Source organism: Steroidobacter cummioxidans, assembly GCF_003104955.1.
Genome location: NZ_LSRW01000030.1, coordinates 1 through 15,039, shown reverse-complemented (window position 1 = coordinate 15,039; position 15,039 = coordinate 1). Strand labels below are relative to the sequence as shown.

The following is a 15,039-nucleotide window of genomic DNA, read 5'->3' as shown; positions in this document are numbered from 1 at the left end:
CGCGCTTGAGCTATTCGCGGCTACAAACGTCCTGGATTCCGTGACGTAGCGCACAGCGGACATCTTGCTAGCGTCGCGGCCGGGTCGGTAGCATCCATCGCGATTTAACAAATATAAGTGAACGGGATGGCAGCGGGTCGCAAGCAATCGCAGGGAGGAGCAAGTGCGGGCGCATTTGTTTCTGCATGTACCAAATCGCAATCATCGGCGCCGGCCCTGCAGGCCTGAGCGCAGCTGCACGCGCAGCGGCGCGTGACCAACAGGCGCGGCGCTCGAGTCCCAGCTACATCCTGCTCGAGGGCTTCAGCGCCCACGCCAAGACCATCCAGCGTTACCAGAAGGGTAAGCATGTGATGGCCGAGCCCGGCTTCCTGGATCTGCGCAGCGATCTGGGCTTCGGCGCCGGCAGCCGCGAGAAAATTCTGTCGGCGTGGGGCGACGGTCTGCGGCAGCTCAATGTAAACATTCGTCACAACGCCGAAGTCCGCAGGATCGCCGGCTCCAAGGGCGCATTTGCAATCCAGCTGACCAGTGGCGAGACCATTCAAGCTGCCCGCGTCGTGCTCGCCATCGGCCTGGAAGGCAATCCCCGCAAGCTCGGCGCGCCGGGCGAGGATCTGCAGCGCGTCCAATATCAGCTCGACGATCCCAAGGAATTCAGCGACGAAACCATCGTGGTGGTCGGTGCCGGCGATTCGGCCATCGAAAACGCGCTGGCGCTGGCCGAGCAGAACGACGTCTGGATCTTGAATCGCGGCAAGGAATTCAGCCGCGCCAAGGACGCCAACCTCAACGCGGTGGTCGCGGCCATCACCGATCCGCGCCGGCGTTTGAATTGTTACTACGAGACCAGCATCAAGAGCGTGACTCAAACTGGCGGCGCGCTGCCGCTGAGCGTCGTGATGCAGACTCCGGCAGGCGAGAAGACGGTGCAGTGTCATCGCATCATCGCGCGCCTGGGTGCCATTCCGCCCCGCAAATTCGTCGAGTCCATCGGCATCAAATTTCCCAACGAGCGCGCCGACGCCATTCCCGAGCTGAGCCGCCATTACGAAAGCAACGTGCCGGGCGTTTACATCATCGGCTCGCTGGCCGGCTATCCGCTGATCAAGCAGGCGATGAACCAGGGCTATGACGTGGTCGAGTTCATCAACGGCAACGATGTCAAGCCGGCGGATCATCCGCTGCTCGAGTACCAGTTCTTCGGCTTGCCGTTCGAGCGCTCGGTGGATGAGATCATCGAGCGGTTCCAGACGCTGATTCCCATGTTCCGCCAGATGAACTCGCTGGCGTTTCGCGAGCTGGTGATCGAGAGCGATCTGCTGGTCACGTTCCCGGCCGGCGCCGAATTCGACGACGCCCGCAAACGCATGACGGTGCTGCAGAGGAAGCTGGCGCTGAAAGATCCGCAACCGCGCATGACCCGTGTCATTCGCGAGGGCGAGGTGATTTACGAGCCCGGCGAGTTCGGCACATCGTTCTTCACTATCGTCGACGGCGAGGTGCTGCTCGAAGCCCCCGGGCCGCAGAAAATCCGCACGCGGCTCGGCCGCGGCGAATTCTTCGGTGAGATGAGCTTGCTGTCGGGCCGGCCGCGCCTGGAGAAAGCCGTCGCGGGCGCGGGCTGCATCCTGGTGGAAACACCGCGCCGAACCATGGTGAAGCTGGTGAACTCCAACGAGGAAGTTCGCAGCGGCATCGACTGGATTTTCATCGTGCGCGAGTTGCAGCGGCACTTCGCGCCGTACGCGACGCTCAGAGAGCTTCGCAACATCGCCACGCGCGTGACATTGCGCAAGCTCAAAGCCGGCGAAGTCCTGTTCAGCGAAGGTGAGGTGGGCGATTCGCTGTTCGTCTTACGCTCGGGCGCCATCACTTTGTTACGTCGTCAGGGCGGTGAGGACAAGCTGGTGTCGCAGGTGCGCTCCGGCCAGCTCATCGGCGAGATGGCGTTGATGGGCGATCCGATGCGTCGTGAGACTGCGAGCGCGAACGTCGCCGCCGAGCTCATCGAGATCAAGCGCAAGGAGTTCCTGGAGCTCACTCGTCGAGAGGATGCACGCCTGGATCCTTTACAGAAGAATGTGAGTCGGCGTGTCGTCGACAACGCACGCATGCAGGTGCGGCCGGAAGCGGGCACATTGATGAACTTCCTCATGGACGAGGGCCTGGGCGAGGCGACCAACGTCCTGGTCATCGACGAAGCGCTGTGTGTCGGTTGCGATAACTGCGAAAAGGCCTGCGCCGAAACCCACCAGGGCATCTCACGTCTGGATCGCGAAGCCGGTGCGACCTTCGCCAACATCCATATTCCGATCTCGTGCCGGCACTGCGAGCAGCCTCATTGCATGAAGGATTGCCCGCCGAATGCGTTGCGTCGCTCGGAGAGCGGCGAGGTTTACATCAACGAGACCTGCATCGGCTGCGGCAACTGTGAGGCGAATTGTCCGTACGGCGTGATTCGTATGGTGTACGACGCGCCGAAGAAGCCGGGCCTCGTGTCGTGGATGCTGTTCGCCATCGGCAGCGGGCCGGGCGAAGAGCCCGACTACAAACCTTCCACCAAGGCCAAGGACAAGGGCAAGAAGGCGACCAAGTGCGATGCCTGCGTCGGCCTCAAAGGCGGACCCGCCTGTGTGCGGGCTTGCCCGACCGGTGCTGCCATCCGCATCGGGCCGGAGCAGTTCATCGATCTGGTCGAGGAGCGTAAGCGGTGATTCACCGCAATCTGCTCTCGTATCGCGGAGCCCGCTACCTGTGGTGGTCGCTGGGGCTGATCGTAGCTTCGTGTGTGCTGTACGTCACCCAGGGCGACTCGCAGCCACCCAACGGCGGCACCTGGCAGGGCTATGTGCTCGGTACCGTCGGCGCGCTGTTGATCGTCTGGCTGACGATGCTCGGGGTCCGCAAGCGCCGTTACAGCTCGACGAGCGGCACGGTACAAGGCTGGACTTCGGCTCACGTGTACCTCGGGTCGGCGCTCATCGTCATCGCCACACTCCATTCCGGCATCCAGGTTGGCTGGAATCTGCACACGCTTGCGTATGTGCTCATGTGTGTGGTGATTCTGAGTGGCTTCTTCGGCTTGTACACGTACATGAGCTACCCCCAGCTCATTTCCAAAAACCGCGAGGGTGGGGCACGCGCGGAGTTGTTTGCCGAATTGTTCGAGCTGGATCGCAACGCTCGCTCGGTCGCGAGCCGTTGTGCGCCGGACATCGCCATTGCCGTGGACAGCAGCATCGAGCGCACGACGCTGGGCGGCGGCATTTATTCGCAGCTGTTCAGCCGCGACGGCTCGTATTTCGTTCGCGGCGAGGGCAAGCCGGTCCGCAACACGGACCAACAGCAGGTCATCGATTTCGTCGGCGCCCGCTTGCCGCGCGCCGCCAAAGGCGCCGAAGCTGCCAACCTGCAACAGCTCATTGTCTTGCTGTGCCGGCGGCAAGCCGTGTTGCGACGAATCCGTCGTGACATCCGCTTGTACGGCTGGTTGAAGATCTGGCTGTACTTCCATGTGCCGGTCACCATCGCGCTGCTCGTGGCGTTGGTGTTGCACATCATCGTGACCTTCTTCTACTGGTAGCCGCGCGCATGGATGCATTATTACGCGAGCTACGGGAGGGGCCAGACGGTATCGCCGAGTACTACGATACCGAGATCACCGGCAAAGCGCTGACCATCGGCAGTGCCGCCGATCGCAACATTCAGTTGTTGGGTCGGGGCATCGCGCCCGAGCATGCGATGATCGTGCTGGCCGGCTTGCAGCTGATGCTGGAGTGCCGGCGCGGCGAAGTCGTGCGCTTGAATGGCAAGAAGCGCGCAACCGCCAAGCTCAACGTGGGTGACGTGATCGAGCTGGCCGGCCATCGCCTGCGCATTGCGCAACCTCCGCCGGGCTTCAATGCGGCCATCGAGCTGCAGCCCAACGATCGCATCGACGCCAGCGCGTTCGAGAGCGCATTCCGCACCGATTTGTCACAGACCTTTCTGGGCAAGCGCACCATTGCCTGGGCCGGCGTGGTGCTGGTGATGGTGTTCGGTCTGCTGCTGCCGCTGCTCGTCATGAAGCTGCATCACGCAGGCACCGCAACGCCGTCGTGGATTCCAGGCGACAAGTTTTGGAATAGCGGGCCATTGCATCAGGTGCATCAGCAGTCGATCGGCGATCGCTGCGAGACCTGTCACCAGAAGTTGTTCCAGCGCGTGCAGGATGCGGCGTGCACCGAATGCCACCGGACGACGCATGATCACATCATGCCCGCGCGCCTGGCGCTCACGGAGCTGGGGCCGACGCCGCGCTGTGCGACCTGTCATCGCGAGCACAACGAGCCGCAGACGTTCCTGGTCAACAGCGGCGATGGCATGTGCGTCGATTGTCATCGCGATCCCGGGCAGGGCTTCGGACAGATCAAGCTGGATCGCGTGCTGGGCTTCGGGTTGCAGCGGCATCCGGAATTCAAGCCCCACTTGCTCGTGTCGACGGCCGTGCCGGCGGGCTCGGGCTTCACGTATGAATGGAAGACGCTGGTCGCCGAGTTGGAGCAGGCCAAGGAACAGTCGAACCTGAAGTTCTCCCATCAGCAGCATTTGGATCCGAATCGGGTGCTCCGTCGCGGCGACAGCAAGGCTATGAATTGCGCCGACTGTCACCGACTCGAGCCCGACGGCGAGCACTTCGCGCCGATCTCGATGGAAAAGCAGTGCTCGTCATGCCACGAGCTGACGTTCGACCCCGGTGCGCCGGATCGACAGTTGCCTCATGGCAAGCCGCGCGAAGTCGTGCTCACGCTGCAGGACTACTTCACTCGCAAGTTCTCCGATCCGGACGCTGCTCGCGTGACTCGCGATCGCCGTCGGTTGCCGGGACGCGAGGAGGAGGGAGAGGAGAAATGCACCGGCGTGCCGTTCGACTGCGCCATGCGCAGCGCGCGCAAGGAAATCGAAAGTCAGTTCACGCGTCGCGGTTGTATCGGCTGTCACGCCGTGATCGATACCAAGGCGGCGAACGTGTTCGATCGCTTCCAGGTCATCCCGATCCGCTTCGCTCGCGACTATTTTCCGGCCAACCGCTTCGATCATCGCAGTCACCGGATTCAAGGCAAGTTGACGGGCGACGACGCCTGTCTGTCCTGCCATGCAGCCAAAAAATCCGAGGATGCCAGTGATCTGATGGTGCCCGGCATTACGAAATGCACCGAGTGTCATGGCGATAAGGCTGCGGCCGAGCGAGTCACCGTGCGATGCGTGAGCTGTCACGAATATCACCCGCGAGATGCAACGTTGCTGGACGAGTTCCGCAACGACGCGAGCACGCGTCTGTCGACTCGATTGCACCGCGCGCGCGAAACCAAACCGGAGCCTGCGGGCGAACTCGCTGGATCATGAGACAGATTTCACACCTTCGCGCGTGGCGGACGTTGCTACCGGTTTCGGCGGCACTCCCCCTGGTCGTGCTACTTGGCGCGTGTTCAGGCGGTTCACCCACGACGCCGACTACTGGCACGGATAACAGCAATCCCTCGTGCACCGGCACCTGTTCGAGCTCGACGACGTCGAACCTCACCGTCGCCGATGTGCAGCAAGTGATTGCGCAGGGTGTTGCTGAAGCGCAGGCACGCGGCACGAATGCAACGATTGCGGTCGTCGATCGGGTCGGCAATGTGCTCGCCGTGTATCGCATGGGCGATCCGGCCACGCGTTCGGTGACCGTGACCACGTCCCCGAATGGGGATGCGCCGATCTCTGGCGGGCTGGAAGGAATTCGTCTGCCGGTGCAAGCCGCGCCGGTGAACATCGATCAGGCTGCTGCCATCGCGAAGGCAGTGACCGGCGCGTATCTGTCATCCGAAGGCAACGCGTTCTCGACGCGCGTCGCCAGTCAGATCGTGCAGGAACACTTCAATCCGGGCGAAGACTTTCAGCCCGCCGGTCCACTGTTCGGCGTGCAGTTCAGCTCGCTCGCGTGTTCGGATCTGGTTCGTTCGTTCGCTGGTGCGCCCGGTCCCGGGCCGCAGCGAACGCCCTTGGGATTGTCGGCGGACCCGGGCGGATTTCCGCTGTACAAAAACGGCACGGTGGTGGGGGGCGTCGGCGTGCTGGCCGATGGCTTTTACACCATCGACAAGAGCATCTTCGATCGGGACATCGACGTCGACGAGGCGATTGCGTTCGCCGCCACGTTCGGCTTCGGCGCGCCGGTCGATCGACGGGCCGATCGCATCACCGTCGATGGCAAGCTGCTGCGGTTCACCGACGTCGAGTTCGCCGATCTCAGCGCCAATCCGCAGTCGGCGCCAGGGTTCGACACGCTCACCGCGGCGGTGGGCCAACTGATACCCGTGCCCGGGTATACCGACGGCGTCATTCGCGACGGCACGATGTTCGGTCAGCCAGGGTCCGGCGTGCGGGCTGATGGCGACCAGGATTTCCCCGGCCGCGATGCTTTCGTGCTGGTCGACGAGACCAACAACCTGCGTTATGCGCCGCGTGCCGGCACGGACGGCGCGATTGTCGGTGGAGCAGCGCTGTCTGAAGGTGAAGTGCGCATATTGTTGCGATCGGCGCTCGATGTGGCGAATCGAGCTCGTTGCGCAGATCCGACGTCCGGTGGGATCGCAAAGCGCGCGTGACGATTCTCAGTCGTCGACTCGCAAAGGCGAGATTCTGGGGCATCGTTCGCACCCCGCGACGCGCCGCTGTTCGGCACGGACGTGTCGTTGCAGAAAGGCACGTACTTGCGGCGTTTTCATGTCGTCCAGTTTTCGGCGGCGAGTTTTTTTTTAATTCGCGACCCTGCCGGATGCGAGATATCTCAGCACGACGGATGCGGCAGTGAGTGTCGTGCGCTCGATTCCGTTGAGTGGCTACGTGGATGCGTTTCGTACCTTCCTCAATGATCCTTCGGCACTTGCCGACGGACGGATCGCGTACACCGATCGCGCTTACGGCAACCTGGCACGACCGTTCTATCCCGACGGCATCAATGGCGAGAGTCAGGGGCCATTGAGCAAGCCGGCCGGCGAGTGGAGTCCGTTTTCCACGGGCATGCAACTCGATCTGGCGATGAACGCGATTCTCCAGCATGTGTTGTTCGTTGCCGGCGTGCCGGGCATTCCGGATGTCGCTGCAGGCTGCGCGGGTGTGCAACTCGCCACCGATCTGAGCAGCGTGGGGCAGACGATCACGGGTGTGCGCCTGGCGAATGGGTTGCAGATCTTCCCCGGCAGCGTGCCGGTTTATCGAGGCAGCACGTTGATCGGCGGCATCGGCGTGTCCGGTGACGGCATCGACCAGGACGACATGATCGCGTTCATGGGACTGCACAACGCCGGTCAGACGCTGGAGGGTGCGATCAACAATGCGCCGGCGGAAATGCGTGCTGACAACTTGCTGCCGAAAGGCGTGCGGTTGCGCTATGTGCAGTGTCCGCAGGCGCCGTTCATCGATAGCACGGACGATAACGTGTGTGGAGGGAAGTGACGTGACCAGGAGACGTCAACCACTAACTGCTTCGTTACTCACAATCAGTACATTCGTTGTCACCGCGACGGGCTGGCCCACCAGCGTCAGCGCCGCGGAAGTTTGCTATCAGGACGACATCGGCCGAATCGTGAAGCGACGCAGGCCTGGCTACACCGAAGTGCCGTGTCCGCAAGAGGGCAGCGCACAGCAACCGACGACGCCGACAGGCGAGGGCGTACCGCCGCCGTCGCCGGAAGCGCAGCAGGCTTTGCCGCCACCGCCGCCGCTTGAAGATACGGGCCGCGCACCTCGGCGACGAGTCATGGAGCGCGCACCACCGGCATCGGTCTCGCCAATTCCGCGCCCCGGTCTCACTGACTTCGTGGACTCGGTGCCCATGCCCGATCGCTGGCGCATCGTCGATACGCTCGGCTACGAGGAACGCTGGTGGGACCCGTACAACCGCAACGTGCTCAAAGCGGACAAGCCGGTCGTCGGCAAGGATTGGTTCTTCAACCTGGGCCTGATCTCCGACACGGTTTTCGAGCTGCGTGAAGTGCCCACGGCCGTCGGCGCAAATCTCGACCAAAAAAAAATCCCGGCGGGATCGACGTGTTCGGCAGCACCGATCAATGGTCGATGGCGCAGAACCTGAGTGCCGAGTTCGTCTATTACAAAGGCAACACGGTCTTCAAGCCACCCGATTGGGAATTCCGGGTCACTCCGGTCATTTCGTACAACTACACCGAGCTCGAAGAAATCCAGGGCGTGAACGCCGATCCGCGCCGTGGGCTGACGCGCGACGACACGTTCGTCGGCTTGCAGGCCGCGTTCGTGGACAGACATCTGCGGAACGTTTCCGACAACTACGATTTCGACAGCTTCCGGATCGGCATTCAGCCGTTCTCGTCGGACTTCCGAGGCTTCCTGTTTCAAGACAATCAGCTGGGGGCTCGCTTGTTTGGCACCCGCGGCAACAACAAGTGGCAGTACAACATCGCGTACTTCCGCCGCCTGGAAAAAGACATCAACAGCGGCTTGAACGACGTGAGCGAGACGCCTCGCAAAGACGACGTATTCGTCGCGAACATCTATCGACAGGACTTCCCGGTGCTCGGCTTCACGTCGCAGGCGACCGTGCTCTACAACCGCAATCGCGAAGACGAGCTGCGTTACAACCGCAATAACTTCATCGAGCGGCCGTCGTCGCTTGGTCTGGAGAATCTGCGTGAGTACGACGTGACGTACGTGGGCTACAACGGCGACGGTCATTTCGGCCGAGTCAATCTCACGACCTCGGTGTACTACGCCTTCGGCGACGAGACCCCGAGTGTCTTCGTCAATAGGAAAGTCGACATCAGCGCGCTGTTTGCGGCGGCGGAGCTGTCGATGGACTTCGACTGGATCCGTCCGCGCATCTCGCTGCTGTATGGCAGTGGCGATGACGATCCATTCGATGACAAGGCCCACGGCTTCGATGCCGTATTCGAAAACCCGCAGTTCGCAGGTGCGGACACCAGTTACTTCATTCGCCAGGCCGTACCGCTGATCGGCGGTGGCCGCGTGGCGCTGGCGACGCGCAACGGCGTATTGAACAACCTGCGTTCGTCGAAGGAGCAAGGTCAGTCGAATTTCACCAATCCCGGCATCGTCATGGCCGGGCTCGGTGTCGACATGGATCTGATGCCGCAGCTGCGCCTGTCCTTCAACGCCAACACGCTGTACTTCGACGACACGGCAGTGCTCGAAGTCGCACGCAATCAAGGGCCGATCGACAAGCACATCGGTTACGACGTGTCGGCGTCGCTGATCTATCGGCCGCTGATGTCACAAAACATCGTGGTGCGCGCCTCGTATGCAACGCTGATTGCCGGCGACGGTTTCGATGCACTGTTCCCGGACGACAATCCGGGTTACTTCCTGCTCAACGCGATTTTCGCTTACTGAGAAGTGACTGGTGACTAATGACTGGTGACTGGCAAAAGGCAGGTAGGATCGCGACAGCAACGGTGCAGGCACTGGTCATGCTCTGCGCCTTCAGTGGCGTGGCTTCTGCCGGTCTGTTCGGCGACGAGCCCAAGTACGTGACCGCGCCGCCGGCGCCGAAGAGTCAGACCGACGAAATGGTGCGGGCGAAGACCGAGGGCTGTCAGACCTGCCATACGCAGACGGACTCGAACACCATGCACACGAACCCGGCGGTGAAGCTGGGTTGCACGGACTGTCACGGTGGCGATGCGAGCGTGCGCTTGTCGGCCGGCATTGAGCGCGGCACGAAGGAATACATGAAGCGGCAGGAACTGGCGCATGTGCTGCCGCGATTCCCGAAGGAATGGAACTATCCGTCCAGCGCCAATCCGCAACGCACCTACACGTTGTTGAATCGCGAGAGCCCCGAGTTCATCCGCTTCATCAATCCGTCCGACTATCGCATCGTTCGTGAGTCGTGCGGCGCGTGCCACATGGAAGTCATCGAGGCGTCGGCGCGCAGCATGCACACGACGGGTGCGATGCTATGGGGTGGCGCCGCCTACAACAACGGCATCCTCGATTTCAAACAGTACATTCTTGGCGAGTCCTACGATCGCAACGGTCAGGGAATACTGCTGAAAGGGCCGAAGATTCCGGACCATCTGGTCAATGAGGCTGCGATCGCCGGCATTCTGCCGCAGCTGTATCCGCTGCCGTCGTGGGAAACGATTTACCCGGGCGACATCTTCCGCGTGTTCGAGCGCGGCGGGCGCAATATCGTGAANNACCTGTTCCCCGAGACCGGCCTGCCGAACGCGCTCGGTCAGTTGCAACGGATCGAAGAACCCGGTCGGCCGGATTTCCGGCAATCGAATCGCGGTCCAGGTACCGGAGCGCGCATCGCCGTGCCGGTGATCAACATCACCAAGACTCGCTTGAACGATCCGCTGCCGTGGTTCATCGGCACCAACGATCAGCCCGGCGACTTCCGCCATTCGGGCTGCGCTTCCTGCCACGTGGTGTATGCGAACGATCGCGACAAGCGCCATTCGAGCATCTACGCGAAGTTCGGTCACGAGGGCCTTACTCGCACTGTCGACCCGACGATCAGCAAGACCGAGCCGGGTCACCCGTTGACGCACACGCTGACGCGCTCGGTGCCGACCAGTCAGTGCATGGTCTGTCACATGCACCAGCCGAACATGTTCATGAACAGCTTCCTCGGCTACACGATGTGGGACTACGAGTCCGACGCGCCCTTTATGTGGCCGGAGCAGCAGCAGTACCCGACCAGCGATCAAATGCGCAAAGTGCTCGATCGCAACCCGGAAGGCGCGGCGACGCGCGGCAAGTGGGCGGACGTCGATTTCTTGAAGCAGGTGTCGGAGCTGAATCCACAGCTCAAGGACACGCAGTTCGCGGACTATCATGGCCACGGCTGGAATTTCCGCGGTGTGTTCAAGCGCGACCGCAAGGGAAATCTGCTCGACGCCAACAACAAGATCGTGAGCGACGAGGATCCGCAGAAGTTCAAGAAGGCGGTCCACATGTCGTCTATCCACGTCGACGTGGGCATGCAGTGCGTGGATTGCCACTTCTCTCAGGACAATCACGGCAACGGCTACATCTACGGCGAAGTGGCCGCGGCCGTCGAGATCGATTGTAAGGACTGTCACGGCACGGCCTTGCAGCTACCGAATTTGTACACGTCCGGCCCAGCCGCGTTGGGCGGCGGTCTGGACATGACGGCGCTGCGCACGCCCGATGGCCGGCGCCGCTTCGAGTGGGTCGGCGAGACGTTGTATCAGCGCTCGATGATGGAAGCGGGCGTCGAATGGCGGATGAGTCTCGTAAAGCGCTCCGTCGATCCGAACAGCGCCGAATACAATCCGAAGGCGGCGCGTGCCAAGCTCATGAGCAAGAACACATCGTCGCTGGAGTGGGGCAAGGGTGTGGCGGCGAGCAATCTCGCGCACACCGATGAGAACGTCGAGTGCTACATGTGCCACACCTCGTGGACCACGAGTTGCGGCGGCTGTCACTTGCCGATCGAGGCGAACGCCAAGACCAATCGTCATCACTATGAGGGTGGCGAGACGCGCAACTATGCGACCTACAATCCGCAGGTTGCTCGTGACGACATGTTCCTGCTCGGCCGTCGCGAACCTGCTGCGGGTGGCAAGATCGCACCAGTGAGATCGAGTTCGGCGCTAGTCCTTTCATCGACCAACGCCAACCGCGAAAAGATCTACATTCAGCAGCCGCCGATCGCGGCCAGCGGCTACAGCTCGCAAGCGTTCAACCCGCATTACCCGCACACCGAGCGCAAGACCGAGACCAAGACTTGCAGCGACTGTCACTTGTCCAAGGAGAATGACAACAACGCCATCATGGCGCAGTTGTTGGCGCAAGGAACTAACTTCATCAACTTCGTCGGCTACAACGCGTATGTGGGCGGCGCGGGCCAGATCAGTGCGGTGACCGTTACGGAATGGGACGAGCCGCAGGCTGTCATCGGCAGTTATCTGCATCGTTACGCGTATCCGGATTGGTTCAACAAGCACAACGAGAATGGCCGCGAGTTGAAGAGCGGCTCTAGCCATAGCGCGGGCGATGTGCGCTGTCTGCAGCTGCGGGGCGAGTACTTATATGTGGCTGAAGGGCGCGGCGGCTTGCAGGTGTACGACGTTGCGAGCCAGGGCAACAAGGGCGTGTCACAGCGCTTGATAACGGCGCCGTTCAGCCCGCTGGGGCATGACACTCAGGTCAACACCAAGGACGCGACCTGCGTGGCGCTGCCTACGAACCAGCCGATTCATCCGCCGCGCAATCAAGGCGAGAAGATGCGCGTGGCCAACATGGAACAGCCGTTCCATCCGCTCTACAACTACGCGTACATCACTGATTCGAAGGAGGGCTTGATCCTCGTCGACGTCAACACGATGGCTGACGGTGAGCCGCGCAATAACTTCCTGAAGCGCGCGGTGACCTGGAATCCGGGTGGTGTGCTCAATGGCGCGCGACACATCACCGTCGGCGGCTACTATCTGTACATCACGACGGCGAAGGGGGTCGCGATCGTCAGCGTCGATACGCCGCTGAACCCGGTGCTCATCGCGGAAGTGCCATTGAAGGATGCGCGTTCGACCGCGTTGCAGTTCCGCTATCTGTTCGTTACCGATGCCGAGGGTTTGAAGACGATCGACGTAACCGATCCGAAGGAACCGCGGCTCGTGCAGGACAACACCATTCGCATGAAGAATGCGCAACGCGTGTTCGTCGCGAGAACCTACGCCTACGTCGCCGCCGGTAGCGATGGTGTCGTGATCGTCGATGCCGAGCGGCCAGAGCGAATGTTCGAGTATCAGCGCTTCACGGCGGGCGGGAAGATCACCGATGCGCAAGACGTGATCGTCGCGACGACCAATGCGTCGCTGTTCATGTATGTGGCCGACGGCAAGGGCGGCCTCAAGGTCGTACAGCTCACATCGCCGGCGTCGCAGCCGAAGTTCTACGGCTTCAGTCCCGACCCCAAACCAGAGCTGATCGCGATGTATTCGACCAGCAAGCCGGCGCTCAGTTTGTCGAAGGGCCTGGAACGCGATCGCGGTGTGGACGAGACGGGCGGTCAGGTGGCCGTGTTCGGTCGGCGTGGCTCGCGACCGCTCAATTTGGAGGAAATGCGCAAGCTGTTCCTCGATGACAAGGGTCAGCCATGGTATGTGACCGACCAGGTTGAACAGAGGGTGTCGCGACAGTAGCGGAGTATCTCTATGGGATGGAGGCCGGGAGCCTTCTCAGGAACTAAAGCGCTGTGCATGATCGCGGCGCTGCTGGGGGTGAGCGTGCGCGCGCTCGCCATCGAGCCGGGTATTGCCGATTACAAACATATGGGAGTGGCGAGCTGCGCCACCAGCGTCTGCCACGGCAAACTCGCGCCGCAGTCGGATAGAGACGTGGCGCTCAACGAGTATCGGATCTGGCAGCAGGAGGACCGGCACGCGCAGGCGTTCAGGACGCTCGAGCTGCCGGAATCCAAGCGCATTGCCGCCAATCTCGGCTTGCCCAACGCGACGGCCGCGAAGATCTGCCTCGACTGTCACGCCGACAATGTTCCTTCCGACAAGCGCGGCCCGAAGTTTCAGATCAGCGATGGCGTAGGCTGCGAGGCGTGCCACGGCGGATCGGAGCAGTGGCTCGAAAGTCACGCGGTCGAGAGCGCCACGCACAAAGACAACGTCGCGCGCGGCATGTATCCAACGGAACAGCCGCTCAAGCGAGCCCAGGTGTGCCTGGGCTGTCATCTCGGCACCAAGGATCAATTCGCGACGCATGCCATCATGGGCGCGGGTCACCCGCGCTTGAGCTTCGAGCTCGAGGCTTACACCACCAATCAACCGGCGCATTTCATCGTCGACGCCGATTACGACAAACGCAAGGGCAAGATCTCGGGCATGAACCTGTGGGTCACCGGTCAGATCGAGACCACGCGCCGCTATCTGTCGCTGCTGCAAACAAACATGTTCCATGCGGGCAACATGTTTCCGGAGCTGGCGTTCTACGATTGCCACAGCTGCCATCATCCGATGGACAAGATCCGCTGGAACTCGGCGCGCGCGGGGGCGGGCATCAAGCCCGGCACAGTGCGTTTGCAGACCCAGAATCTCATCGTGTTGCAGGCCCTCACCGATGCTTTCGAGCCGACCGCGACTGCGCCGCTGGCCGAGCTGACCAACGCGCTGATCCGCGCAGGTCAGCGTGATCGTGCCGCGGTGAACGAGGCAGCGAAGGCGTTGCTGAACTGGCTGGCCCCGCGCGATGCACTCGCTCGTCGACAATATTCGAGCGAGGATGTAATTAAGATGCGCAAGACGCTCGCTCGTTACGCAGCGACCGACAAAGCAGGTGACTACGCGGCTGCGGAGCAGATCGTGCTGGGGCTGGAAAGCCTCAGCTATACGATCGGCGATCGCAACAGCAAGAAAGCGGCGCTGGATGCGCTCTACAACGCGGTCAAGAACGACACGACGTTCAGTCCGCAACAATTCGCCACTGCCGCGGCCAACGCGCAGAAATCATTCTGAACGGACCATCAACCGTGCGTTTCCGAGCTGCCAACAAACGCTTCTCCGGTCGCACCCATCCAGGCCGTCGCGGCGGTCCGAACGAGGATGTCATCGGCTGGGACGAGGCGAGCAATTTCTGGTTCGTCGCCGATGGCATGGGCGGTCATGCGAGCGGCGACGTGGCCAGTCGCGTCGTCAAAGAAACATTACTCGGCGAGGCTTTGACACTGCCGCTGGTGGAAGCCATTCGCAAAGCGCATGAGACAGTCGCGGCTACGGCCAAAAAGACGAAACAGTGCTTTACGACAAACATGGGGTCCACCGTCGTCGCGACGCGCATCGTCGAGCGGGCAGGCGGAAGTTTGCGTGGGTCGGCGATAGTTCGCGCGTTATTCTTTGTTGGGCGCCAGGGGCGCGTTTTTTGAGTTGCGCTTGACGCGCGATTCACTCGTATCTGGAAAGTGCTGCGGGTCCAGGAGAATCTTTTCGGAAAGAGCAGTTTAGCGCGGTTCATCCCAATCGGAAATCTGGTGACTCG

At 61.7% G+C, this 15,039-nt stretch carries 10 protein-coding genes; all 10 read left to right on the top strand.

Going from position 1 to position 15,039, the window contains the following annotated elements; genetic code table 11:
• Nucleotides 1-185: 185 nt before the first annotated feature.
• The 10 genes from D0550_RS16345 (at nt 186) to D0550_RS16310 (ending at nt 14,926) form a co-directional block, all read left to right on the top strand.
• Complete coding sequence (locus D0550_RS16345; protein ID WP_116810263.1) at nt 186-2,717, top strand: cyclic nucleotide-binding domain-containing protein; 2,532 nt, start codon at nt 186-188, stop codon at nt 2,715-2,717.
• Nucleotides 2,714-3,586 (top strand): hypothetical protein, encoded by an 873-nt coding sequence (locus D0550_RS16340; protein WP_116810262.1) that lies wholly within the window; start codon nt 2,714-2,716, stop codon nt 3,584-3,586. The genes D0550_RS16345 and D0550_RS16340 overlap by 4 nt, the downstream gene beginning before the upstream one ends.
• An 8-nt stretch (nt 3,587-3,594) precedes the next feature.
• Complete coding sequence (locus D0550_RS16335) at nt 3,595-5,388, top strand: cytochrome c3 family protein (protein ID WP_116810261.1); 1,794 nt, start codon at nt 3,595-3,597, stop codon at nt 5,386-5,388.
• Nucleotides 5,385-6,632, top strand: a complete 1,248-nt coding sequence (locus D0550_RS35510) for a heme-binding protein (protein WP_206606335.1) — start codon at nt 5,385-5,387, stop codon at nt 6,630-6,632. Before D0550_RS16335 ends, D0550_RS35510 begins: the two co-directional genes overlap by 4 nt.
• A 202-nt stretch (nt 6,633-6,834) precedes the next feature.
• A complete protein-coding gene (locus tag D0550_RS35505; protein WP_206606334.1) occupies nt 6,835-7,482 on the top strand; it encodes a heme-binding protein in 648 nt (215 codons plus the stop codon).
• Between the two features lies 1 nt (nt 7,483).
• Nucleotides 7,484-8,119 carry a hypothetical protein gene (locus tag D0550_RS35500; protein WP_206606333.1) on the top strand — a complete coding sequence of 212 codons (636 nt, stop codon included), beginning with the start codon at nt 7,484-7,486 and terminating at the stop codon, nt 8,117-8,119.
• Nucleotides 8,077-9,411, top strand: coding sequence for a hypothetical protein (locus tag D0550_RS16325; RefSeq protein ID WP_206606332.1), 1,335 nt, complete (start codon nt 8,077-8,079; stop codon nt 9,409-9,411). The genes D0550_RS35500 and D0550_RS16325 overlap by 43 nt, the downstream gene beginning before the upstream one ends.
• Before the next feature lie 77 nt (nt 9,412-9,488).
• The gene (locus tag D0550_RS36860; RefSeq protein ID WP_116810297.1) at nt 9,489-13,196 is read left to right on the top strand and encodes a hypothetical protein; all 3,708 of its coding nucleotides are present in this window, start codon (nt 9,489-9,491) and stop codon (nt 13,194-13,196) included.
• Nucleotides 13,197-13,253: 57 nt separating this feature from the next.
• Entirely contained in the window at nt 13,254-14,519 is a 1,266-nt protein-coding gene (locus D0550_RS16315; RefSeq protein WP_161965867.1) for a multiheme c-type cytochrome, read from the top strand.
• A 14-nt stretch (nt 14,520-14,533) separates the two neighbouring features.
• A complete protein-coding gene (locus D0550_RS16310) occupies nt 14,534-14,926 on the top strand; it encodes a PP2C family protein-serine/threonine phosphatase (protein WP_116810259.1) in 393 nt (130 codons plus the stop codon).
• Nucleotides 14,927-15,039: the final 113 nt, after the last annotated feature.

Bases quoted from the DNA above. Each gene is read 5' to 3' on its own strand.
- D0550_RS16345 (WP_116810263.1), top strand. From the start codon at position 186: ATGTACCAAATCGCAATCATCGGCGCCGGCCCTGCAGGCCTGAGCGCA.
- D0550_RS16335 (WP_116810261.1), top strand. From the start codon at position 3,595: ATGGATGCATTATTACGCGAGCTACGGGAGGGGCCAGACGGTATCGCC.
- D0550_RS35510 (WP_206606335.1), top strand. From the start codon at position 5,385: ATGAGACAGATTTCACACCTTCGCGCGTGGCGGACGTTGCTACCGGTT.
- D0550_RS16315 (WP_161965867.1), top strand. From the start codon at position 13,254: ATGATCGCGGCGCTGCTGGGGGTGAGCGTGCGCGCGCTCGCCATCGAG.